This window comes from Xanthomonas cassavae CFBP 4642 (assembly GCF_000454545.1).
Lineage (GTDB): Bacteria > Pseudomonadota > Gammaproteobacteria > Xanthomonadales > Xanthomonadaceae > Xanthomonas > Xanthomonas cassavae.
The window spans coordinates 2422421-2446487 of sequence record NZ_CM002139.1 but is presented as its reverse complement, the minus strand read 5'-3'; the positions used below and the strand labels follow the sequence as shown (position 1 = coordinate 2446487).

Annotated in this window: 19 protein-coding genes and 1 pseudogene; 18 read left to right on the top strand and 2 right to left on the bottom strand. The window is 63.2% G+C overall.

What is annotated here, in order from left to right:
- Window positions 1-90 precede the first annotated feature (90 nt).
- Genes XCSCFBP4642_RS0110800 through fliP form a run of 5 tightly spaced genes read left to right on the top strand, consistent with a single transcriptional unit; the run spans window position 91 to window position 3254 of the window.
- Window positions 91-633, top strand: a complete 543-nt coding sequence (locus XCSCFBP4642_RS0110800; protein WP_029219791.1) for a flagellar basal body-associated FliL family protein — start codon at window positions 91-93, stop codon at window positions 631-633.
- A gap of 9 nt (window positions 634-642) precedes the next feature.
- Window positions 643-1656, top strand: coding sequence for a flagellar motor switch protein FliM (gene fliM, locus XCSCFBP4642_RS0110795; protein ID WP_029219790.1), 1014 nt, complete (start codon window positions 643-645; stop codon window positions 1654-1656).
- Complete coding sequence (gene fliN, locus XCSCFBP4642_RS0110790; protein ID WP_029219789.1) at window positions 1653-1991, top strand: flagellar motor switch protein FliN; 339 nt, start codon at window positions 1653-1655, stop codon at window positions 1989-1991. The genes fliM and fliN overlap by 4 nt, the downstream gene beginning before the upstream one ends.
- On the top strand, window positions 1988-2395 hold the full coding sequence (gene fliO / locus XCSCFBP4642_RS0110785) for a flagellar biosynthetic protein FliO (RefSeq protein ID WP_029219788.1): 408 nt from the start codon (window positions 1988-1990) through the stop codon (window positions 2393-2395). The genes fliN and fliO overlap by 4 nt, the downstream gene beginning before the upstream one ends.
- Window position 2396: 1 nt before the next feature.
- Window positions 2397-3254, top strand: a complete 858-nt coding sequence (gene fliP / locus XCSCFBP4642_RS0110780; protein WP_029219787.1) for a flagellar type III secretion system pore protein FliP — start codon at window positions 2397-2399, stop codon at window positions 3252-3254.
- A 704-nt stretch (window positions 3255-3958) separates the two neighbouring features.
- Here the strand turns inward: fliP and XCSCFBP4642_RS0110775 are convergent.
- The gene (locus XCSCFBP4642_RS0110775) at window positions 3959-4579 is read right to left on the bottom strand and encodes an IS5 family transposase (protein ID WP_235048299.1); all 621 of its coding nucleotides are present in this window, start codon (window positions 4577-4579) and stop codon (window positions 3959-3961) included.
- Window positions 4580-5189: 610 nt separating this feature from the next.
- On the opposite strand from XCSCFBP4642_RS0110775, the gene XCSCFBP4642_RS0110765 reads away from it, so the two are divergent.
- The 9 genes from XCSCFBP4642_RS0110765 to XCSCFBP4642_RS24605 all read left to right on the top strand — a co-directional run bounded on the left by XCSCFBP4642_RS0110765 (window position 5190) and on the right by XCSCFBP4642_RS24605 (window position 19410).
- Window positions 5190-5459, top strand: coding sequence for a flagellar biosynthetic protein FliQ (locus XCSCFBP4642_RS0110765; RefSeq protein ID WP_005917968.1), 270 nt, complete (start codon window positions 5190-5192; stop codon window positions 5457-5459).
- 13 nt (window positions 5460-5472) lie between these two features.
- Window positions 5473-6264, top strand: a complete 792-nt coding sequence (gene fliR / locus XCSCFBP4642_RS0110760; protein ID WP_029219785.1) for a flagellar biosynthetic protein FliR — start codon at window positions 5473-5475, stop codon at window positions 6262-6264.
- Between the two features lie 94 nt (window positions 6265-6358).
- Window positions 6359-9322, top strand: coding sequence for a ligand-binding sensor domain-containing diguanylate cyclase (locus tag XCSCFBP4642_RS0110755; protein WP_053329550.1), 2964 nt, complete (start codon window positions 6359-6361; stop codon window positions 9320-9322).
- A gap of 249 nt (window positions 9323-9571) precedes the next feature.
- Window positions 9572-12493, top strand: coding sequence for a ligand-binding sensor domain-containing diguanylate cyclase (locus XCSCFBP4642_RS0110750; RefSeq protein ID WP_029219783.1), 2922 nt, complete (start codon window positions 9572-9574; stop codon window positions 12491-12493).
- A 255-nt stretch (window positions 12494-12748) separates the two neighbouring features.
- The gene (gene flhB, locus XCSCFBP4642_RS0110745; RefSeq protein ID WP_029219782.1) at window positions 12749-13879 is read left to right on the top strand and encodes a flagellar biosynthesis protein FlhB; all 1131 of its coding nucleotides are present in this window, start codon (window positions 12749-12751) and stop codon (window positions 13877-13879) included.
- 17 nt (window positions 13880-13896) lie between these two features.
- A complete protein-coding gene (flhA, locus tag XCSCFBP4642_RS0110740) occupies window positions 13897-15969 on the top strand; it encodes a flagellar biosynthesis protein FlhA (RefSeq protein ID WP_029219781.1) in 2073 nt (690 codons plus the stop codon).
- Between the two features lie 393 nt (window positions 15970-16362).
- Window positions 16363-18108 (top strand): type IV secretory system conjugative DNA transfer family protein, encoded by a 1746-nt coding sequence (locus tag XCSCFBP4642_RS0110735; protein ID WP_029219780.1) that lies wholly within the window; start codon window positions 16363-16365, stop codon window positions 18106-18108.
- A 317-nt stretch (window positions 18109-18425) separates the two neighbouring features.
- On the top strand, window positions 18426-18677 hold the full coding sequence (locus XCSCFBP4642_RS24610; RefSeq protein ID WP_053329549.1) for a hypothetical protein: 252 nt from the start codon (window positions 18426-18428) through the stop codon (window positions 18675-18677).
- A 190-nt stretch (window positions 18678-18867) separates the two neighbouring features.
- Entirely contained in the window at window positions 18868-19410 is a 543-nt protein-coding gene (locus XCSCFBP4642_RS24605; protein WP_228325812.1) for a hypothetical protein, read from the top strand.
- Between the two features lie 33 nt (window positions 19411-19443).
- Here XCSCFBP4642_RS24605 and XCSCFBP4642_RS0110725 read toward each other — a convergent pair whose 3' ends face one another.
- The gene (locus XCSCFBP4642_RS0110725; protein ID WP_029218992.1) at window positions 19444-20406 is read right to left on the bottom strand and encodes an IS1595 family transposase; all 963 of its coding nucleotides are present in this window, start codon (window positions 20404-20406) and stop codon (window positions 19444-19446) included.
- 98 nt (window positions 20407-20504) lie between these two features.
- On the opposite strand from XCSCFBP4642_RS0110725, the pseudogene XCSCFBP4642_RS26930 reads away from it, so the two are divergent.
- From XCSCFBP4642_RS26930 to XCSCFBP4642_RS30030, 4 genes and pseudogenes are all read left to right on the top strand, one after another.
- A pseudogene (locus XCSCFBP4642_RS26930) lies at window positions 20505-21683 on the top strand (zeta toxin family protein); the annotation flags it as partial.
- Window positions 21684-21860: 177 nt separating this feature from the next.
- Entirely contained in the window at window positions 21861-22823 is a 963-nt protein-coding gene (locus tag XCSCFBP4642_RS0110715) for an IS1595 family transposase (protein WP_006448937.1), read from the top strand.
- A 194-nt stretch (window positions 22824-23017) separates the two neighbouring features.
- The gene (locus XCSCFBP4642_RS0110710) at window positions 23018-23521 is read left to right on the top strand and encodes a hypothetical protein (protein ID WP_029219777.1); all 504 of its coding nucleotides are present in this window, start codon (window positions 23018-23020) and stop codon (window positions 23519-23521) included.
- A gap of 208 nt (window positions 23522-23729) precedes the next feature.
- Complete coding sequence (locus tag XCSCFBP4642_RS30030; RefSeq protein ID WP_228325866.1) at window positions 23730-23966, top strand: hypothetical protein; 237 nt, start codon at window positions 23730-23732, stop codon at window positions 23964-23966.
- Window positions 23967-24067: the final 101 nt, after the last annotated feature.

The following is a 24067-nucleotide window of genomic DNA, read 5'->3' as shown; positions in this document are numbered from 1 at the left end:
CAGCGCAAGGCTTGCGGGGGAGATTTCGCGTTGCTGCGCGCTCGCGCCGGGAAACCGACGCGGTTTTGGCACGCCGATTGCTTCCATTGGGTGAGCATTCCCCTGGAGCAGACTGTGGCAGCCGCAAAGAAAACCGAGAAGACCGAAGAAAAAGACGAGAAGAAGAAGGGCGGCAAGAAGCCCATCCTGCTGATCGCCATCGGTGTGGTGGTGCTCGCGGCCGCTGGCGGTGGCGCCTGGTTCTTTCTTGGCCACAAGGGCGATGAGAAAGGCGGCAAGCACGCCGCCCCCAAGGTCGCCGAAGTGCCAAAGCCGGCACAGTACTTCCCGATGGACCCGGCGATTGTGGTCAATCTGGCCGATCCCGGCGACGGCCCGCAGTATCTTCAGGTCGAAGTGCAACTGGTCACCCGCGAGCCGGAAGAACTCAAACTCATCACCGAGAACGCCCCCGCCATCCGTGCGCACCTGCTGATGCTGCTGTCGCAGGTCAAGGCGACCGACGTGGCCGACCTGGCCGGCAAGCAGAAGCTGCAGAAATCCGCGCTGGCCGAAGCACAGAAGGTCATGACCAGCGAAACCGGCAAGAAATGCATCGAAGAATTGCTGTTCACCAGTTTCGTCACCCAGTAAGGCTGCCCCATGAGCGTGAGTGATCTGCTTTCCCAGGACGAAATCGATGCCCTGCTGCATGGCGTGGATTCGGGCGCGGTCAACACCGAACCGGAGCCGTTGCCTGGCGAAGCCCGCCAGTACGACCTGTCCAGCCAGGACCGCATCATCCGTGGGCGTATGCCGACCCTGGAGATGGTCAACGAGCGTTTTGCACGCTTGTGGCGCATCGGCCTGTTCAACCTGATCCGGCGCTCGGCCGACCTGTCGGTGCGCGGCATCGACCTGGTCAAGTTCAACGAGTACATGCACTCGCTGTATGTGCCAACCAACCTCAACCTGATCCGCTTCAAGCCGCTGCGCGGCACCGGGCTGATCGTGTTCGAGCCCACCCTGGTCTTTACCGTGGTGGACAACTTCTTCGGCGGCGACGGCCGCTTCCACACCCGCATCGAAGGCCGCGAATTCACCGCCACCGAGATGCGCGTGATCCAGCTGATGCTCAAGCAGACTTTCACCGACCTGAAGGAAGCCTGGGCGCCGGTGATGGACGTGGACTTCGAGTACATCAATTCGGAAATCAACCCGCACTTCGCCAACATCGTCACCCCACGCGAGTACGTGGTGGTGTGCCGCTTCCATGTAGAGCTGGAAGGCGGCGGCGGCGAGATCCACATCACCCTGCCGTACTCGATGCTGGAGCCGATCCGCGAACTGCTCGATGCCGGCATCCAGAGCGACCGCAACGACCGCGACGACTCGTGGAACGTGATGCTGCGCGAGCAGCTGGACACCGCCGAAGTGACCCTGTCCAGCGTGCTGGCCAGCAAGCGCATGAGCCTGCGCCAGCTCACCGGCCTGAAGATCGGCGACATCCTGCCGATCGACCTGCCCGCCCAGGTGCCGCTGTGCGTGGAAGAGATCCCGTTATTCACCGGCGAATTCGGCGTCTCCAACGGCAACAACGCCGTCAAGATCACCGCCGTGCGCCCGCCCGGCGTGCAAGCCCCGCGTGCCGTTCCCTCCCAGGACTCCAGCAAATGATCAACTCCGACATCCTCGACGCTTCGCCTGCCACCTTCGACAGCCTGCAGGCCGAGCACGACCAGAATGCCTCCGACCTCAACCTGGACGTGATCCTGGACGTGCCGGTGACGCTGTCGCTGGAAGTGGGCCGCGCGCGCATTCCGATCCGCAACCTGCTGCAGCTCAACCAGGGCTCGGTGGTGGAACTGGAGCGCGGCGCCGGTGAACCGCTGGACGTGTACGTCAACGGCACCCTGATCGCGCACGGCGAAGTGGTGGTCATCAACGACCGTTTCGGTATCCGCCTGACCGACGTGGTCAGCCCCAGCGAGCGGATCCGGAGGCTGCGGTGATCGGCCTGCTGGCCGCTGCCGCGCCTGTCGCGGCCAAGGCCACCCAGGTGGGCGCACAGGCGCCGGCCACGCCCAGCATGTTTGGCGCAGTCTTTGCATTGCTGCTGGTGCTCGCGCTGATCGTCGGCCTGGGCTGGTTGCTCAAGCGCATGCCCGGCAGCGGTTTCCGCAGCAGCGAGGGCCTGCGCCTGGTCACCAGCCTGGCGGTGGGGGCCAAGGAGCGCGTGGTGGTGGTGGAGGTCAATGGCCAGCAGTTGCTGCTGGGCGTGACCGCCTGCGGCATCACCACCTTGCACACCTTGCCCGAACCGCTGCCACCCACGCCAGCCCCCAGCCTGCCCAACCTCAAGCAACTGCCCAATTTCGCCCAGCTGCTCGCCCAGAAGCTGCGCAAGGACCCGTGACATGTTCAGTAGCTGGAATCGCTGGGGGCGCAGCCTCCGCCTGGTGTTGATCCTGCTGGTGATGAGCTGCCCGCCACTGGCCGCCGCCACGCCGGCCGCGCTGCCGTCGATGGCGCAGGCCGCTGCACCGGCTGCCGCTCCCGCGGCCACCCCGGCAGCAGTGCCGCCCGGCTCCAACCAGCTGCCCAACCTGCCGAACGTCAGCGTGGGCCGCATCGGCGACCAGCCGGTCAGCCTGCCGCTGCAGACCCTGCTGCTGATGACGGCGATCACCCTGCTGCCGTCGATGCTGCTGGTGCTGACCGCCTTCACCCGCATCACCATCGTGCTGGGCCTGTTGCGCCAGGCGCTGGGCACCGGCCAGACCCCGTCCAACCAGGTACTGCTGGGCCTGGCAATGTTCCTGACCGCACTGGTGATGATGCCGGTGTGGCAGAAGATGTGGGGTGCCGGCCTGCAGCCCTACCTCAACAACCAGATCGACTTCTCCACCGCCTGGACGCTGACCACCCAGCCGCTGCGCGCCTTCATGCTGGCGCAGATCCGCGAAACCGACCTGATGACCTTCGCCGGGATGGCCGGCGACGGCAAGTACGCCGGCCCGGACGCGGTGCCGTTCCCGGTGCTGGTGGCCTCGTTCGTGACCAGCGAGCTGAAGACCGCCTTCGAAATCGGCTTTCTGATCTTCATCCCGTTCGTGATCATCGACCTGGTGGTCGCCAGCGTGCTGATGTCGATGGGCATGATGATGCTGTCGCCGATGCTGATCTCGGCACCGTTCAAGATCCTGTTGTTCATCCTGGTGGATGGATGGGTATTGGTGGTGGGGACGCTGGCGGCGAGCTTCAACGCGTCGTAGGTGTGGCTGGCGCGCTGGTGCGCGATGGATGTGGCTGGCACTGGTGCTGGTATCCAGCTGAGCTACACGACTACTCGAGTGGTGCCCGTTTCCCGGTTGAGCTCGGCCTGGGGCGCCAACGGGCATCGCCTTGTGAGTTTGGCCCTTCCACCCCTCCTCCCACCTCAGGCCTCCTGCCCTTCGCCTCTCGCCTCTCGCCTCTCGCCTCTCGGTTCACGATCTGCGCTTTTGCTTTGCTTTTGCTTTTGCTTTTGCTTTCAGCTTTTGGCTCGTACAGGCCCCCATACCGCAGCGGCAAGGCCGGCAGATACAACCCGCAGGGCGGCGCGTATGGATGCGCGACGTTTTTGTAAGGGACAGGGACGTCCCTTACAAAAGTTTCTGCCGGACTTGCGGACCCGCAGCGCCGCAGGCGCGGAGGGCGCGAGGACGGGGTGTGCTTTCTTTTGGTTACTTTGGTCAGCCTTCGGCTGCCGTAGAGCGCTTCTTTGCACAAGCAAAGAAAAGTGACTCGCGCCCGACAGGGCGTGAAAGCCGTTGACTTCAATATTTCGCATTAAGGGCACCTCGAATAACCATGCCGGAGCCGATGTAGCGCGTGCATGGAGGTGACGATGCTTTCGAAACATCAGCACTCTGACATGGTTGGCCAAGCTCTCAGCTCGCCGACGCTGCGCGCGAGGCGTTCTTCTGGCCTGCGGCATTCATACCGGCCGCATCCCGGCCTGCTGCAATCGTGCCAGACGCAGCAGGTTATGGCCGGCAACCTTCAATCCGATGACCACCTTCGCACGTGCCAAGCCGAGCGTGCGTAGACACTTGCCACCTTGTTGCGTCAGTCGCGCGAATGCGTGCTCGACAAACACCCGATCTTTCGCGATGCGCTGATTGCGCCGCTGCTGGGCCGAGCTCAATGCGTTGCCGCGTGTACCTTTGTGCTGGATGTCCACACGATATCCCTCTTGCTTCAAGCGGGCTTCACGGTCCCGGTCGGCATAAGCGCTATCGGCACGAAGTATGCGTGCGGTATTACCCGCATCCAGCAACCGCTCGAAGTACCGGCTGTCATGCACGTTCGCGCTGCTGACCTCGTGCACGCGAATGAATCCCCAGCGACGATCGACATTGGCGTGCAACTTGTAACCGTAATAGGAGCTGCCGTGCTTGCTCGTCCAGCGCGCATCCACGTCCTTCTGCGCGCGCTTGGCATCGCTCCAATCCTCCGGGATGTCGTTCTGCTTGATGCGCGCGTTTTCCTCGCGCGTGTTGCGCTGGATCGGCGCACTGACGATGCTGGCATCAATGATCTGCCCGCCACGGGCAATGTAACCGGCGCGCGCCAGTTGTCCGCTGATCGCCGCATCNTGCGCTTGCTGTTGTACTCCGCGTCGCCGAAGGTCAGTTGCATCGTCATCGTCCTGGTGCCTCTGTGCGATTGTCGCAGGATCAGGGGGAGTTGTTCAGAGTTTCCTTAGAGGTTCCCTTAACAAGCAAAGTTAAAAAGCGTTGAGCCAAGGCAAATTCAAGTGCAGAGCTTTCGTCCCCCTTCGGGGGGCGAGTCACTTTCTTTGCTTGTGCAAAGAAAGTAACCAAAGAAACACACCCCGTCCTCGCGCCTTCCGCGCTGCGCGCTCCAGGTCCGCAATCCGGGTAGAAATTTTTGTAAGGGACGTCCCTGTCCCTTACAAAAACATCGCGCATCCTTGCGCGATGCCTACGGGTTGTATCTACCCGGCTTGCCGCTGCGGTATGGGGGCCCGAAAAACCAACAGCAGAGCGACAGCGACACGCTAACAGCAAGGCAAGGCAAGGCAAGGCAAGGCAAGGATGAAACCGAACTAACCAACTACCAAACCGCCAGCCAAGCCTCCAATCCCGAATCCCGAATCCCCCCAATCCCACCCCTTTGGCACCCCACTTGCATCACCACCGCCCATGAGCCCTGAAATCGCCCTGACTGAATTGCGTGGTGGCCTGGTCACCGTCCTGTGGATTGCCGGACCGATGTTGCTGGCGGTGCTGGTGGTGGGTGTGGTGATCGGCGTGGTCCAGGCCGCGACCCAGTTGAACGAACCCACCATCGCCTTCGTCGCCAAGGCGGTCGCACTGACGGCCACCCTGTTCGCGACCGGCAGCATGCTGCTGGGGCATCTGGTGGAGTTCACCATCGCGCTGTTCCAGCGCATTCCGCACCTGATCGGCTAGCGGGCCGGACCGGATGGATGCTGCCACCCAGATGGTGATCGACGGCCAGCGCGCGTTCGCGATGGTCGGGGCGATCATGTGGACGATGCTGCGCACCGGTGCGTTGCTGACCGCGATGCCGCTGATCGGTACCAGGGCGGTGCCCGGGCGGGTGCGGGTGATGCTGGCGGGCACCTTGTCGATGGCGCTGGCGCCGATCCTGCCGCCGGTGCCGGAGTGGGATGGCTTCACCGCCACCGCGGTGCTCAGCATCGCGCGCGAACTGGCGGTCGGTGCCAGCATGGGGTTCATGCTCAAGCTGATCTTCGAAGCCGGCGCACTGGCCGGCGAGCTGGTCTCGCAGTCCACCGGTCTGTCGTTTGCGCAGATGTCCGACCCGATGCGCGGAGTGACCTCGGGCGTGATCGCACAGTGGTTCTATCTCGGTTTTGGCCTGTTGTTCTTCGCCGCCAATGGACACCTGGCAGTCATCGCCTTGCTGGTGGACAGCTACAAGGCCTTGCCGATCGGCACCGCCATCCCCGATGCCAGCGCGTTCGCCGAGGTGGCGCCCACGCTGTTCCTGCAGATCCTGCGCGGCGGGCTGATCCTGGCCCTGCCGATGATGGTGGCGATGCTGGCGGTGAACCTGGCCTTCGGTGCGCTGGCCAAGGCCGCGCCGGCCTTGAACCCGATGCAGTTGGGCCTGCCGCTGACGGTGTTGCTGGGGCTGTTCCTGTTATCCAGCTTCGCCAGCGAGTTCGCCCCGCCGGTGCAGCGCCTGTTCGATACCGCCTTCGATGCTGCAAGAGAGCTGACCGGCTGACGCCCCGCAATCTCAAGTTTCAGGGTGGCTTGCCGTCAACGCTGTAGCCGGTTGAGCCCTTCGATCGTCGTTCACTTCTTCTACGCGGAAACCGATGCCCACCCTGTCTGCGTCGTTCGCTCCAAGCAGCCTGCGCGACAGCCTCCTGTGGCGGTTGGCGGCGCTATGCGTGATCGGCCTGCTGATGCCGCTGTCCGCGCGCGCACAGACCTACAGCTTCCGCGACTATGCGCAGGCCGACGGCTTGCAGGGCATGACCGTCAACAGCCTGCTCGAAGATCGCCAGGGCGTGGTGTGGGTCGGCACCGAGCTAGCGCTGCATCGTTTCGAGCGCGGAAGGTTTACCCCGATTGGTAGGGAAAGCGGGCTGGATGCGCGCTATATCGGCGCACTGGCGCTGGATGCCCAAGGCCGGCTCTGGGTTGCCAGTGCCAACGGCGTGTTCGTCCGCGACGGCACCGGCTTCCGCCAGGTTTTGCACGAGGGCACGCCGATCCGTGCCGACAGCGGCAATGTGCTGGCCCCCTATCAGGACGGCATGGTGGTGGTCAGCGAGAACCAGCTGCTGCGCGTGGCGCCGGTCGCTGCCGGTGCCTGGGCAGTGCAGCCGTTGCCATTGCGCCTGGACGACGGCACCACCCTGCCCGCCGGCAGGGCCGTGCTGGCCGATGCCGACACGCTGTGGATTGGTTGCGGCAAGCGCATCTGTCACCTCCAGGCCGATGGGCGGATCGCCCTGCTGAGCGACACCGACGGCGTGCCGGAATGCCAGTGGCGCGCCATCTTCCGCGATCGTCATGGTGCCCTGTGGCTACGCGGCGGCGGCCTGGTGCTGTCGCGCGAACCCGGTGAACAGACCTTCCGCGACCATCCGCCGCCGGCCAGCACCCGTTTCGATACGCTTTCCGGCGCCACCACGCTGTCCGAGGATGCCGACGGCCGCCTGCTGACCCGCTCTGATCGCGGCATGGTGCGCTGGGAAGGCGACCACTGGCGCTATTTCGGGCACGACCAGGGGTTGTCGATCAGCCCGATGGTGGGTCCGTTGATGATGCAGCGCACCGGGCAGCTATGGATCGGCACGCGCGGCCTTGGCGTCCAGCGTTGGTTGGGCTACGGCACCATCGAACACTGGGACGAAAGCCAGGGCCTGGCCGAAGCGCCGACCTGGGCCATGCAGCGCCTGCCCGACGGAACGCTGCTGGTGGGCGGTGATGCCGGCTCCAACGTGCTGGACCCACGCAGTGGACGTGTGCAGCCATGGACGCTGGCCAGTGGCGAGCCGTTACTGCAGTCGATCTCGATTGCGCTGTCGCCGATCGATGGGGCGGCCTGGGTGGCGCGCTCCTCCGGCGCCCTGGCGCGCCGCGATCCGAGCAGCGGCAAGACCGTGGACATGCTGGAGTTGGGCCTGCCGGTCAACACGTTGCTGTTCGATCCAGCGGGCGTGATGTGGGTGAGCACGCCGCGCGGCCTGTATGCGATTCCGCCACAGCTGCCACTGCGGGCCAGCCGCGAAACGTCAGTGCCGGCCGCCTTCGTGGGCGACATCGATCTGGATCGCCAGGGCCGGCTATGGGCCAGCACACGCGAGGGACTGTATCGCCGGCAGCAGGACGGACGCTGGGCGCAGGTACAGGTACACGGCGCTCTGCCCAGCCACGACTTCTTCTTGCTCGATTTCGCTGCCGATGGCGAGCTGTGGCTGTCGCTACGCGATACCGGGCTTTGGCATGGTCGCGAACAGGCCGACGGCACGGTTGCGCTGAGCGCAGTGGACGACCCGCTGGTCTCGCGGGTGATGCCCTTCATCCTGCGTCACGACAGCAAGGGCCGCCTGTGGCTGGGCAGCAGCCAGGGCCTGGACCTGCTCGACAACGGCCATTGGTCGCGGGTCACCCGCTCCGAGGGCCTGCTCTGGGACGACGTGTCGGCCAATGCCTTCTTCGAAGATGCCGATGGCAGCGTCTGGATCGGCAGCAGCCGCGGGCTTAGCCGTCTGATCGATCCACTACGCGTCTTCGCTGCGCCACCGCTGCGGGTGGAAGTGCTGCGGGCACGCCGCGGCGACCAGATCCTGAACGCTGGTGCGCGCGTGCCGTGGTCGCAGGTGCCGTTGGACGTGGATATCAGCACCCCCGGCGCAGAGGGCGGCCCGGACCGCATCAGCTTTCGCTACCGCGTGGAGGGCCATCAGGCGCGCTGGACCACGACCTCGCTCAGCCACCTCACCTACCCGCTGCTGCCACCCGGCCGCTACGCGCTGGAAGTGCAGGCGGTGGATGCAAGCCAGCGCAGCGTCAGTCCGGTGACCCGGTTCGGCTTCGTGCTGGCTCCGCCGTGGTGGCGCGGCATCCCCGCACTGGTTGCCTACGTGCTGCTGGGCATCGCGGCCGTGGTGCTGTTGCTGCGCTGGCGCACGCGCAAGTTGCTGCGTCGCAAGCGCGAGCTGGAACAGCTGGTGGCCACGCGTACCGCAGAGTTGGAGCAGGACAAGCGCGATCTGGAATCGGCCCGCGCCGCGCTGGCACTCAAGGCCACCCACGACGAACTCACCGGCCTGCTCAACCGCGCAGGCATCCTTGCTGCCCTGCGCGACATGCTGGAGCGCGCCGATGCGACCGCCCGGCCGCTGGCGGTGGTGCTCATCGACCTGGATCATTTCAAGCTGGTCAACGATCAGCACGGCCACCTGGCCGGCGACGCGGTGCTGGCCGGCGTCGGCCGCCGCATGGATACGCTGGTGCGTGGCGAGGACCGTATCGGCCGCTATGGCGGCGAAGAATTGCTGGCCCTGCTGCCCGGGCTGACCCACGAAGCCACCCATCGGCTGGATGCCCTGCATCGCGGCATCTGCGGCGACTACCCCATCGATGGCGGTTGGCTGCATGTCACCTGCTCGATCGGTGTGGCGTGGTTCCAGCCCGGCGAAACGCTCGAACAACTGCTGGCGCGCGCCGATGCGGCGCTGTACCGCGCCAAACGCAGCGGCCGCAACCGCATCGATTACGATGATGGCCAACTGACGGCGGTGGTGATCGCCGACAGCGACGGTTGAGTACAGGCTGCAACGGGCATCAATCATGTCGTTTGATCGCGGTCGCAACCGGTCTACGCAGGATCCGCGCAGCGGTTGCGCTCGCCGATTCACCGCGTCAATCGATTGCCGCATGCAATTAAAGTAAACGGCGAGAACAGCCGCTAGTCGCTATAGCGCGGCCTACGATGGAGCCGCCAATGGCAAGCGTGAGACACCGCGCGAGGTGCGCGGACCACACGCACCGATGCGTGGGAGACAGCAACGCTCGTGGGGTTTGTGCAGCGCCAATGGGGGGCGTCGGGCCGGGGTGCATCGTTTGCTGCGGTGCTGCTGGTGGCGCTGCTGTCGCTGTCGGAGCTGGCAAGCGCGCAAAGCGCCAGCATCCGCCGCTATGCGCACGACCAGGGACTGCTCGGTCTGGCCGGCACCTGTCTGCTGCAGACCCGCAACACCTCGTTGTGGGTGTGCACCGAAAGCGGGCTGTATCGCTATAACGGGCGTCTGTTCCAGCAGGTGGTGCTGGACGGCCTGCGCAACGAACCGATCACCGCGATGAGCGAAGCGCCCGACGGGCGGTTGTGGGTGGCTGGATTCCAGGCGTTGTTCGTGGGCGACGAGCATGGTTTTCGCAAACTGGCGCGCGATGAAGCCGAGCACCTGCAGGAAGGCATGCTGCTGGCCAGCCCGTCCTGGGGCACGGTATTGGCCAACGGCGGCACCCTGGAACGCTTGAGCGAACGCGCCAACGGCCATTGGCACAGCGAGCCGCTGCTGAATACCGCAACCCGGGTCAAGGTGCCGGAGTTGTCCAAGGTGCTCAGCCTGTCGGTGGACGGCGACACGCTGTGGGCAGGCTGTGCGCACAAGCTGTGCGCCATCGATGCGCAACGCAAGGTGCAGGTCTACGGCCCCGAGCAAGGCGTTCCCGAGGATCGCTGGTATAGCGTGCTGCGCGATCACGACGGTGCGCTGTGGGTGCGCGGCGCCGGCACCCTGCTCTATCGCGCGGCCGGGGCCAGCCACTTCAGCGTGCGACCGCTGCCACTGCTCGATGGCACCACCGTCGGGCAACAGGCACCGCTGGTGATGGACCGCGAGGGACGCGTCCTGGTCCGCCGCAACGATGGCCTGGCGCGCTGGGAAAACGGCCACTGGCGCAGCTTCGGCGCAGACAACGGGCTGCCGCCGGGCAGCAGCGATGCGATCGTGGTGGACCGGGAAGGCGATGTCTGGATGACCGTGGATGGCGAAGGCCTGGTGCGCTGGGCCGGCTACGAATGGATCGAGAACTGGGACGCCTCGCAAGGCATGCCGGCTGCGCCAACCTGGTCGATCGCACGCGATGCGCACGATGCGCTGGTGGTGGGCAACGAACACGGTGCCGGGCGCCAGGACACCCCCGGCGGACGCTTCGTGCCGGCCCTGCCGGAGTCGGGCATCCAGATCGTGGGCATGGCGCGCAGCGCCGATGGCAGCCTGTGGGCGATCAACTCCGCCGGGTTCCTGCGCCGCAACTGGCCTGACGGCCGCAGCACCGCAGTAGCCAAGCTGCCCCGCACCGCGCGGCGCCTGCACAGCGATCGCCAGGGCCGGCTCTGGATCCTGACCGTTGGCGGCCTGTTCGTGATCGAGCGGCCGCTTGAAGGCGGCACGCCGCAGCCGGTGGCGGACATGCCCACCGTTGCCTACACCGACATCCAGCAGACCGCCGACGGCACGCTGTGGGTGTCCAGTGCCAATGGCCTGTTCCGGTTGCAGGGCGAGCGCTGGTCCAAGGTGCAGGTGAAGGTCAATGGCGGCGATGCCGACCCGTGGATCGGCAAATTCCACATCAGCGACAGCGGCGAAGTGTGGCTGGCGTTCTATCGGCCCGGCCTGTGGCACGGCATGTTGCTTGCCGATGGCCTGGACCTGCAGGCGATCAGCGACGAAGCATTGCGCGATGTCGGGGTGTATCTGCTGCGCGGCGACAGCGTTGGCCGGATCTGGGTTGGCCACGCCCGCGGCGTGGAGGTCTATAACGGCGAACACTGGGCGCATCTGTCGCAGTCGCAGGGCCTGCTCTGGGACGACGTGTCCGAAGCGGCATTTGCCGAAGACCCGGACGGCTCGGTGTGGATCGGCACCGCGCGCGGGGTCAGCCATCTGCACGACCCCGCGCGCCTGTTCGACCAGCGCCAGCCCAGCGTGCGGATCGACAGCGTCAGCCGCGGCGGCGAACCGATCCGCAGCGGGCAACTGCTGCGCTGGAGCGACAAGCCATTGCATATCGAACTGGCGACGATGGAGGTCTACGACGATCCGAGCAGGCTGACCGTGCGCTATCGCCTGCTCGGCCTGCACGACGAATGGATCCAGAGCGATGACCTGTCGATCGACCAGCCGCCGCTGCCGGCCGGACACTTCCGCCTGCAGGTCCAGGTGCTGGACCGCTACCGGCGCACCGCCTCGCCGGTGGTGGACCTGGCGTTTGCGGTGGCGCCGTTGTGGTGGCGCAGCCCGCCGGCGATTGCGCTGTACCTGCTGATCGGCGGCGGCCTGCTGATCGGGCTGTGGAGCTGGCGCCACCGCCATCTGGTCGCCCGCGAACGCATGCTGGCCGAGCTGGTGGCCGAACGCACCTATCAGCTGGAGCGGGAGAAACGCGACCTGGAAAGCGCACGCGCGGCGCTGGCCCTGAAGGCCAGCCACGACGCGCTGACCGGCCTGCTCAACCGCTCCGGCGTCCTCGAGGCGATGGCCGAGGAACTGCAGACCTGCGCGCACGCCGAACATCCGCTGGCGGTGGTGCTGATCGACCTGGACCACTTCAAGCAGGTCAACGACGAGCACGGCCACCTGGTTGGCGACGCAGTGCTGGCCAAGGTCGGCGCACGGCTCACCGCCTGCCTGCGCGACTCGGACAAGGTGGGCCGCTACGGGGGCGAGGAGCTGCTGTTGCTGCTGCCCGGCATGCACCGGCAAAGCCAGCACCGGCTGCGCGCCATCCACGAAGCGATCAGCCTGCCGCCCTACGACGTCGGCGCCGCGCGTCCGCTGCAGGTGACCTGCTCGATCGGGGTGTCGTGGTTCCGCGTCGGCGACACCGCCGCCACGCTGCTGGCACGCGCGGACGAGGCGCTGTACCGGGCCAAGCGCCACGGCCGCAACCGCATCGAGCCGGAAGAACCTGAAGTTTCCGTGGCCTGATCCACGGCGTTGCGGTAGACGACCTCAAGAACACGCGCGGCGGGTCGCTAGCTGCCGGGTCCGAGCACTTCATCACCCTGGCCCTCGCCCAACGCAACGGCCCAAGCCGCCTGGCCAGCTAGATCGCAGTAGCGGCAATCCACTCCGCGCGCCCAACCAGCGCGCAGCCAACCGCTCTTACGATTCCCAATTCCCAATTCCCAATTCTGGAATGCCACTTGCATCAGCCCAGGCTGATCCCCTACCGGCATCTCCATGTCCGAGTCCGAAGACGGCGGCGAGCGTACAGAGCTTCCCACCGAAAAACGCCTGCGCGAAGCCCGCGAGCAGGGCAACATCCCGCAATCGCGGGAATTGTCCACTGCGGCGGTGTTCGGCGCCGGCGTGTTCGGCCTGATGGCCCTGGCCGGCGGCATTGGCGATGGCGCGGCGGTCTGGATGAAGACCGCGCTCAGCCCGGACCCGAAGATGCGCGAGAACCCGATGGCGCTGTTCGGCCATTTCGGCGACCTGTTGCTGCAGCTGCTGTGGGTGATGGTGCCGCTGATCGGCATCTGCCTGCTGGCTGGGCTGGCCGGGCCACTGCTGATGAGCGGCATGCATTTCTCCGGCAAGGCGCTGATGCCCGACCTCAACAAGCTCAACCCGATGAACGGGGTCAAGCGCATGTGGGGCAGCAATAGTCTGGCCGAGCTGGTCAAATCGGTGCTACGCCTGCTGTTCGTGGGGCTGGCCGCCTGGCTATGCATCTCCAAGGGCCTGCACGGCCTGCGCGCGTTGGTGAACCAGCCGCTGGAACAGGCGGTCGGCAACGGCCTGGACTTCACCAGGAGCCTGCTGTTCTACACCGCCGGCGCGCTGGTGCTGCTGGCCGCCATCGACGCGCCGTACCAGAAGTGGAACTGGATGCGGAAGCTGAAGATGACGCGCGAAGAGATCAAGCGCGAGATGAAGGAAAGCGAGGGCAGCCCGGAAGTGAAGGGCCGCATCCGCCAGATGCAGATGCAGATGTCGCAGCGCCAGATGATGGAAGCGGTACCCAAGGCCGACGTGGTGCTGATGAATCCGACCCACTACGCGGTGGCGCTCAAGTACGAAGGCGGCAAGATGCGTGCCCCGATCGTGGTGGCCAAGGGCGTGGACGAAATGGCCTTCCGCATCCGCGAAGCGGGCGAACAGCACCGGGTGGCCATCGTCACCGCACCGCCTTTGGCACGCGCCTTGTATAGGGAAGCGCAAATCGGCAAGGAAATTCCCGTGAGACTCTATTCGGTCGTGGCCCAGGTGCTCTCCTACGTCTACCAGCTGCGCGGGTGGAACGGCGGCCCGATGCCGGAATTGCCGTCGCTGGACGTGGATGAGTTCGGCAAGGGAGCCAGCGCATGAGCGCCCAACCCGCCCCGATGAACGCCCGCCGCGTGATGGAGTTGCTGCGCAACGGCCTGGGCGCCCCGCTGGCGCTGATGGCCATGCTGGCCATGCTGATGGTCCCGCTGGCCGCGCCGGTGCTGGATGCGCTGTTCACCTTCAACATCGCCATCTCGCTGATGGTGCTGCTGGCGGTGGTGTACGTGCAGCGCCCGCTGGAATTCACCATCTTCCCGATCGTGCTGTTGATGACCACGATGCTGCGGCTGGCGCTGAACGTCGCCTCCAGCCGCGTGATCCTGATCAACGGCCAGGATGGCCACGCCGCGGCCGGCAAGGTGATCGAGGCCTTCGGCCAGTTCGTGATCGGCGGCAACTACGCCGTGGGCATCGTGGTGTTCGCGATCCTGACCATCATCAACTTCGTGGTCATCACCAAGGGGGCCGGGCGCGTGTCGGAAGTGACCGCGCGCTTCATCCTGGACGCCATGCCCGGCAAGCAGATGGCCATCGACGCCGACCTCAACGCCGGTTTGCTGACGCGCGAGGAGGCCAAGGCCCGCCGCGAGGAAGTGCGCGAGGAAGCCGACTTCTACGGTGCAATGGACGGTGCCAACAAGTTCATCCGCGGCGACGCCATCGCCGCCATCCTGATCCTGTTCATCAACCTCATCGGCGGCATGGCGGTGGGCATGCTCCAGCACGGCATGTCGTTCGTGGATGCCGCATCCACCTACACCTTGCTGTCGATCGGCGACGGCCTGGTGGCGCAGCTGCCGGCCTTGCTGGTGTCGTCCTCGGTCGCGCTGCTGGTGACCCGCGCCTCGCGTGCGCAGGACATGCGCGGGGCGATGATCGGCCAGGTGTTCGGCCAGCATCGCGCCCTGGCCGTGGCCGCCTCCATCCTGGGCCTGGTCGGCCTGGTGCCGGGCATGCCCAACGTCGCGTTTTTGACGCTGGGCCTGATCCTGGGCGTGATCGCCTGGAAAATGTACAAGCGCAGCCTGGCCGCGCCGGCCGCCGGCGATGCCGCTGCCGATCCGCAGGCCGCTGCCACCGCCGCCACCGCCCAGGCCAGCGCCGAATTGAGCTGGGACGAACTGCGCCCGATCGACCCGCTGGGCCTGGAAGTGGGCTATCGACTGATCCCGCTGGTGGACAAGCACCAGGGCGGCGAACTGATGGCGCGCATCAAGGGCGTGCGCCGCAAGCTCACCCAGGACATCGGCTTCCTGGTGCCACCGGTGCATATTCGCGACAACCTGGAGCTGTCGGCCAATGCCTACCGCCTGCTGGTGCACGGCGTGCCGGTCGCCACCGCCGAGATCCATCCCGACCGCGAGCTGGCGCTGGACCCGGGCGGTGCGCTCGGCCAGCTGGACGGCATTCCCGGCAAGGACCCGGCGTTCGGCCTGGACGCCACCTGGATCCAGCCGCATCAGCGCGCCTATGCCGAATCGATGGGCTACACCGTGGTCGACCCGGCCACCGTGGTCGCCACCCACCTGTCGCACCTGATCCGCGAACACGCCCCCGAACTGCTCGGCCACGAGGAAGTGCAGCAGCTGCTGGCCACGCTGGGCAAGACCGCGCCGAAGATGGTCGAAGACCTCACCCCCAAGGCATTGCCGCTGTCGGTGGTGGTGCGGGTCCTGCAGAACCTGCTGATCGAGCGCATTCCGGTGCGCCAGCTGCGCAAGATCGTCGAAGCCCTGGTCGAGCATGCCCCGCACAGCCAGGACCCGGCCGCCCTCACTGCCGCGGTGCGCACCTCGCTGGGCCGCTTCATCGTGCAGGAGATCGCCGGCATGTCGGCCGAGCTGCCGGTGTTCACCCTGGCCCCGCAGCTGGAGCGCGTGCTGCAGGAATCCACCCACGGCAACGGCGTGGCGCTGGAACCCGGCCTGGCCGAACGCCTGCACCAGAGCCTGGCCGATTGCGTCGGCAAGCAGGAAGCCCGCAACGAGCCGGCCGTGGTGCTGGTGCCCGGCCAGGTGCGCGCCGCGTTGGCTCGCCTGGTCCGCCACAGCGTGCCCAGCCTGTCGGTGCTGGCCTACAGCGAAGTGCCGGAAGACAAGCGCCTGAAGCTGGTCGGCACCATCAGCTAGGGGCGCAGGACCGGCATCGGCCGTCCCTCCGTTGCACGCGATCCCCGGCATCGGCGACGAGCGCGCACCAGGGCCCGGGAGCATCCTGGCGTCTGCCTGCATGAACTGACGGCACTGTGGCCCCGATTGGTTTCCATGCCGGCTGGACATGGGAACCGGAGCGGCTAACAAGACTGCTGTGCAGCCAGGAGCACGCATGGCCGGTGCCCGGGACCGGCCAGGACCACTTCGACACTCCGTCCTGTCGCCCGCTTTCATGGGGCGACAGGTTGACGCCGTGGCGACGCCAGTTCGCGCCGCTCTCATCTATGATGAGCGGGGCCTGGAAAAGACCGCCTCCCCATCGCTGCCCGTACGCGGGCGCGGGGGCAAATCACACACGGAGATGGAAGCATGAGTAGTAAGGGAAAGGTGGGCATTGCAGCGATCCTGTTGGTCCTTGCAATGGTCGCCGGGTTGTACCTGGCCGGTTACATGACGCTGATGTTGCTGAAGTTGCAGGTGCCATTGAAGGCGACCACCTACCTGGAATACTGGAAGGCGCTGAACCTTCCGCAAGTCCAACCGTATGTCACGCGCATCAAGATCAGCGGCGTTATTGGCTTTGGCCTGCCGTTGATCGTCTGGTTGCTGCTGCTGATTCCCCTGTTGAGAAAAAGACAGCAATCCCTGCACGGCGAGGCGAGCTTTGCCACCGTTGTCGACCTCAAGAAAGCCGGCATGCTGGAGAAGAAGCCGGAAAGCATTCTGGTCGGCAAACTCAATGGCCGTTACATCTACATCAACGGCGCGCTGCACGTGATCGTGGTTGCACCAACGCGCTCCGGCAAGACCACCTCCATTGCGATCCCGGTCTTGCTGACCTACCAGCAATCCATGGTGGTGCTGGACCTCAAGGGGGAGCTGTTCAAGGCGACCAGCGGATACCGCGCCTCGCAGGGCCAGAAAATCTATGTCTGGGCGCCCTACGCCACCGATGGAAAGACCCACCGCTTCAACCCCCTCACCCTGGTCCCGGAGGATCCGCGCGAGCGCATCGCATCCATCCAGACCATGGCGGCCATCCTGTATCCGGACGAGCCCGGCAAAGACGGCTTCTGGGTCACCCAGGCGCGTACGGCTTTCACCGCATTCGCCTCGTATATGTTCGAGAACTGGCACGACATGAGAAGCAGCGGTTTTCCTGGCGTTGAAGACCACAATACCAGCGTGCTGTTCCCCAGCTTCGAACGCATCCTGCGCTTCTCCACCGGTGGTCACGATGGTGAAACCACTGCCGACGTACTGAAAAAAATTCTGACGCACAAGAACTTCACCTACGTCAGCCCACAGACGCGCTCCACCTTCAGTGCGCTGGTCGGATTGGCCGAACAGACCTTCTCTTCGGTCATGGCCACCATGCAGGCCCCGTTGCAGCAGTTCCTGAGCCCGATCCTGGCGGCCGCCACCAATGCCACGGACATCGACGTCACCGCCATCCGCAAGCGGCTTACCACGGTCTACGTCATCATCCCCACCCAGAAGCTGGATGAAAGCAGCAAGCTGCTGAATATCTTTTTCAGCTCGGTCATCGGTAATAACCTCGACAAGCAGCTGAACGAGGATCCCAAGCTGAAGTATCAGATGCTGATGCTGATGGACGAATTCACCGCGATGGGTCGGGTCGATGTGTGGTCAAAGCGCATCTCCATTTCCGCCAGTTACGGCGTGCGCGATCTGTGCATCATCCAGAGCCAGTCGCAGTTGCGTGCCACCTATGGTGCCGACGATGCGCAGAACTTCATCACCAACCATGCCGCCAGCATCGTGTTCACCCCTCGCGAACAGGAAGATGCCAATGCCTATAGCGACATGCTGGGGTATACGACGATCCGCAAGCGGCATCGTTCCACCAGCAAGGGGGGCGGCGGAAGCAACGTGTCGTACAACTACACCGAAGAACGCCGCGCGCTGATGCTCCCGCAGGAAATCAAGGAACTTCCCGGCAATGACGAACTGCTGTTCTTCGAAGGGAGCAAGCCGATCCGCTGCGAGAAGAATTGGTTCTTCAAGGACTCGGTTCTGAAGAAGCGCATCATGGACCCTGTCGCAGTGCAGGCGCTGGCGGTGGATCGGGCGAAAACCAAGGCCGGACACTAACAGCGGACTGCATCGCATCGTTTCCGGACGGCCGTTATGGAGGACGAATCGTAGTTGCGGACAGCGTCTCTATATCGCAGTGCACCCGGCTATCTGCAACCGGTTGGGGCGCCGTATGCTGATCTCATCCCCAGGCGCGGAGAGGCGCCTGGGCAGATGCACTTGAAGGAGTCGGTAAGCACTTTGGAAGACGCAGGCGCTGTCGGCATTGGTGGGCGATCATCGCTCAGCCGAACAGGCCGCTGCAGGCATACCGATGCGCTACCATTTGCATAAAATCCGTTGATCCCAGAACACATCTGCAAAAGGACATGCATATGAGCAAGAAGACAGACTCTCGTTACAGCGCCCTGGCACCGCTCGTGCCCGCGGCGCACACAGCACAGCTGCTGCGCGACCTGCAGATCATCAATGACCGGGTGATGCGTGAGCTTGGGGCACTTCCCCGCAAGGGACTGCCGGTACAGGCCAAACGCAAACCGAAGCCTGCGCCCTGGGTCGCGGCAGCGCACCAACCAACGGCTCAAGACGCAGAGATGCATGATGCACCTCAGCCAGCTATTTCCTGAAGGCAGGGCACTACCGTGTCAAAGCCGCCCCCACACCGGTCGATGACAATGCATCATCGCCCGCCGTTCCGCAGACATTGCGTGAGCTACTGAAAGACTATCCCGAGTTGATTCAGCGCTTGCCGAATCACGCTACGCCGCTCTTGCGCGTTATATCTTGGAGACGCACGCGGCACAGTCGCCGCGCGATGTGCAACTGATCAACGAACGCGCGCAGTGTGTGCTCGGCCCTCTGCCCCGCAATGGGCTGCTGGTGCAGGTCAAGCGCGCCCTTGAGCGCGCGCCGTGGATGCAGCCGGTGCAACAGGCGCCTACACTGGATGACGATGCGCACACTGCGCTGCGCGCGCCCATTGCTGAGAGGAAAGACCCTGCCATGTCGAAGCCCACGCCTCCCTCGATTGAAAACGGCTTGCCTGCACCTCCTGTGCCGCAGAAATTGCGTGAGCTACTGAAAGACTATCCTGAGCTCATAGAGCGGCTTCAGCAGCAGCTAAATTTTGCCGTACAGCGACCTTCAAAGGTAACTCCTCCGTTTGAGTGGGCAATATGGATGTTGGAAGATGAGCTTGACTCATTCATCTCCGAAGCCCGCGAGGAGCTTGAGCACGCAGTTTCTAGTGGCGATGCTGAAAGAATAAAAAGTGCCGAGCAGAAAGATATTTTAATACTTAAGGCCAGCTCAAAATATAAATGGATTTCCGATGATGATTTTGGATCTTACTTCAATTAACTGAGGAAAAACTAACCTGATTAGCCCCATCCCTCAGCCATGGAAGTTGCTTGCCATACGCAAAACGCGTTCTGGGCAAGGTGTGCAGCGCAGCAGCGCCGTCGCCAGCCGCGGCAGCATCTGTTTCAGATCGAATCGGCGGTTGAAGCGATAGGCCGCCTCGGCCAGGTAGCGCCTTGCATACTTGGCCTGGCCCACCGCATGGTAGGTCCCGCTGATGGCGCGTTTGATATTGCCCAGCACCACATTCAACCAACGCGCTCCCTGGACGTCGGTTGCAGCACGACCGCCGCCGGTATCGAGGGTGGTGTGGGCATGCCCGGCCTCCTCCAGACGGCGAAAGCACGCCAGGCCGTCGCTATAGACTTCACACTCCGGTTCCAGACGGCGCGCGATCCAGTCCTTCAGCGAGGCGTTGTCGAAGGCCTTCACCGGCTCGATCACCGCAAAGCTAGGATGTTCATTGTTCTGGTCCACTTGCACCGCGATCACGAACGGCTGTTTGTTCTCCGAGCCTCGTCCGCGCTTGCCTCCGCTGCGTTCGCCGCCAAGGTAGGCGTCGTCGATCTGCACAAACCCCTTGAGTTTTCGTGGCTCTTCGCGCTCGGTCATCGCCTGCATGATCTTGTGCTTCATGCGCCAGGCCGCCTTGTAGGTCACTCCAAGATGCCGCTTCAACTCCAGGGCTGCCAGGTTGGTCTTGCTGGATGTCAGCAGGTACATCGCCTGCATCCACAGGCGCAAAGACAGCTTGCTGGATTGCAACAGCGTGCCGGCACGCAAGGTGGTTTGATGCCGGCACGCCCGGCACTGGTAGTACACCTGATCATCGCGTCGAAAGCGCGAGCGCGCGCGGCCGTCGCACTGCGGGCAGCGAAATCCCTTCGGCCAGCGCCACCGATACAACGCCCGGTAGCACTTGGCTTCGGTTCCGTAGCGATCCATGAACTCGCTCAGCGACAAGCCTGGCTGAAACTGCACGATGTTGATGCCCATCTCCCACCTGCGTTGTATTCACGTGGGACCATTGTCCAACCGACTCGTCGCAAATCCTGCAACTGCCGGCTGAGCGATGGGGCTAATCAGGAAAACTAATGAGCGCTGATCCAGGCAAGATTGACAGTGAGTTACACACTCAAATTTTTTCTGAAAAAATTATCCCTGGAAGCGGCTTAAATGATGCAACGGCTCAACGTGAACCTAAAGCTATTATTTTGGCTGGGCAACCAGGCGCAGGTAAAGGTGGGCTTGCAAGGTTGGCAGCGCTTGAGCTTCAGGGCAATGTTGTGCCGGTTGATCCAGACGAATTGCGAAAATTCCACCCCCAAGTGTCAGATCTGCGCAACGCTCACCCCTACACCTGGTCCGGCTACACCCACCCCGATGCCAGCCAGTGGGCCGACGAGCTGTTGCAGGCCACGGTGGAAGGCAAGAAGAACCTGATCTTCGACACCACGCTCAGCAATGGCCAGTGGAGCTCGGAACTCATCAAGGACCTGCAATCGCGCGGTTACACGGTCGAGGTGCGCGCGGTGGCGGCGCACAAGCTGGTAAGCGAGCATGGTGTCGATGAGCGTTTTTCAACCTCACTGGATCAACGCGGCCACGGCCGCTATGTTCCCGAAGGGGCCCGAGATGCGATCTACGCCAAATTGCCACCAAGCCTGGACATCGTGCACGCGCAGACCTCCGCGCCCATCCGCATCTTCAATCGTCAGGGTGTGGAGCTCTACGACAGCCGCACCGATACACGCCCGCCAGGGCAGGTGCTGGAAGAGGCGCGCAATGCGTGGTTCAAGGATCCAACAGTCACCCAGACGCTGCGCGAGAGCTGGCAACAACAGGCCGATTGGCACCGCGATCTGCCGGCACATGTGCGTGATCTCCCCAACTCCACCCCTGCCGTGCATGTTCGCACTGCCTGAAAAGGCACGCGAGCTGAACTTCACGCCAGTGGCGAAGAGACCAGGCAGGCGCTGGGCAAGGTGCAACCCAGTAATACCTATTGTGCAGCCATCCAGTGAGGCAGATGCGGCGCATCTTTACGCTCGGGATTGGCGGCATGATCCGGCAAGTGGTCAGTGGTCAGTGGTCAGTGGTCACGGATGATCGCCGACGAAGTCGATCGGAACGATCGGCCTATCTGGACGGTGGATCCAGCAAGTCCTAAGCGCAATGCTGCACTGGACCAGCAGGCAACTCAGGTGGTGGACGCTAACATCGCCCGTGGCCCGGCTGCAATTGCGGCAACCTATGAGGCTGCCTATCGGAAAGCGATGTGTCGTACTCTTAGACATAGAAGCGCCACGCATCGATGTTGCCGCAGGAGCTGAAAGCGATGGGTTTTGACAAAAAAGTTCCTGATTAGCCCTGACCATCAGCCGCCTGTCGCAGGATCTGCGCCGCGCTGGGTGGATGCTGCTGTCACCTGAAGCCAACGAGGTGGCGTGATGAGTATCAATGCCGTGCAGTTCCAAGCGGGATTGTCGATGCCTGAGTTCTTCGCGTCCTACGGCACCGAAGCCAAGTGCTATCGCGCGCTTTACAAGTGGCGCTGGCCGCAAGGCTTTCGTTGCCCTGTTTGTGCCGGACGCGTGCGCTCGCGTTTCAAGCGGGGTGCTGCGATCTACTACCAATGCAGCGCGTGCCGGCATCAGACCAGCCTGATTGCAGGCACGATGTTCGAAGGCACCAAGCTGCCGCTGCGCACCTGGATGCTGGCGTTGCACCTGCTGACCTCGACCAAAACCAACATGGCCGCGCTGGAGTTGATGCGGCATCTGGGCGTCAACTACAAGACGGCCTGGCGGATGAAACACAAGATCATGCAGGTTATGGCCGAGCGCGAATCCATGCGGAAACTGGCGGGTTTCGTGCAGATCGACGATGCCTATCTCGGCGGCGAGCGTAACGGTGGCAAGGCCGGACGCGGATCGGAGAACAAACAAGCGTTCCTGATTGCGGTGCAGACCGATGCCACCTTCACCGCGCCGCGCTTTGTGGTGATCGAGCCGGTGCGCAGCTTCGACAACACCTCGCTGCAGGACTGGATTGCCCGTCGCTTGGCGCCCGAATGCGAGGTCTACACCGATGGGCTGGCCTGCTTCCGCCGGCTAGAAGACGCCGGCCACGCGCACACCACGCTGGACACTGGCGGTGGTCGTGCCGCGACCGAAACGGCCGGTGCACGTTGGCTCAACGTGGTGCTGGGCAATCTCAAACGCGCCATCAGTGGCGTGTATCACGCCATCGCGCAAGGCAAATACGCAAGGCGTTACCTGGGAGAAGCGGCCTATCGTTTTAATCGTCGATTCCGCTTGCGCGAGATGCTGCCACGACTTGCCACGGCCATGATGCAATCCACACCATGCCCAGAGCCGGTTTTACGTGCAGCGAGCAATTTTCATGGCTGAGAGTCGGGGCTAATCAGGAAAAAGTTTCTCTATGAAGGCGTCCCAAGCCCGGCGCTCTGTGAAAGGATCATTCTTACGAAGACTTGCTTTACTAAAATACTTCCTGCCGAAAGCTAAAATCAAGAAGCTGTCTTCCACCCTTCCAAGCTGATGAAATTAACTCTTGACGAAAAGCTCCAAGCCATTTCCGGGAAATTAAAATGCCATTCGTGAATGAATTTATTCCTGAGCCGGATGTTGTTAAATACAACCTGGAAGCGATCGACAGAGATTTCGTGATCGGTGGTACTAATGCAAGAGACTGGACAATTGATCGTGATCGCAACGTGTATTTGCGCAATGTCGCAAATGGTGGCGGCACCGAGATTGAAGTCAGAAACCAGACAAAGTTCTCCTTCTATTGGCATGGCGAGCTCCTGACGCTTAGATTGGATTTGGTCGACGGCGGGGGCGCGCGAGGTCAGTCCGGCTGGTCCCATTGGAGACTGATGTGGATCAATGGGGGAGATGGACTGCCTGAGCATCTCAAAGCTGACAAGGAACAATTCTTAGCTGACCTTAAAGAAGCCTTGCTCGCATATAAGGATTTTGGCGTCCATTCAAGGAACACGGATTACCACATCGTTCTTGAAGTCGATGATAATTTTTCAAAAATACAAATCAGTTATAAGATAGGGGTGTCACCATGGCATTCGTAAGCGAGTTCATTTCCCCAGATGATGTTGCTAGATACGACATTTTGTCGATTGATCGCAAATTTCGGATTGGAGCAACCAATTCCAGAGACTGGGTCGTTGATCGTGATCGTGAAATCTATTTGCGAAACGTGGCGCATGGCGGGGGAGTGAACCTGAAATCCGCAATCAAACACAGTGGACATTTTATTGGCGTGGTGAATTACTGACGTTGCGACTTGATATGCTTGAAAGTGGAGGAAAAATAAAAGGAGCGGGCTGGTCTCGTTGGATGTTAATTTGGATCAATGGCGGGAAAGGCCTCCCAGTCCATCTCAAGTCAGAAGCACCGCAATTTGTTGAAGATTTGGGCGTGGCGCTGACAGCACATAAAGGATTTGGAGGAGTTCACTCAAAGTATACCGACTACCAAGCCACCATTGAGATATCGGAAGGCTGTGTGATATGAAAAATGCATCCTGATTAGCCCTGACCATCAGCCGCCTGTCGCAGGATCTGCGCCGCGCTGGGTGGATGCTGCTGTCACCTGAAGCCAACGAGGTGGCGTGA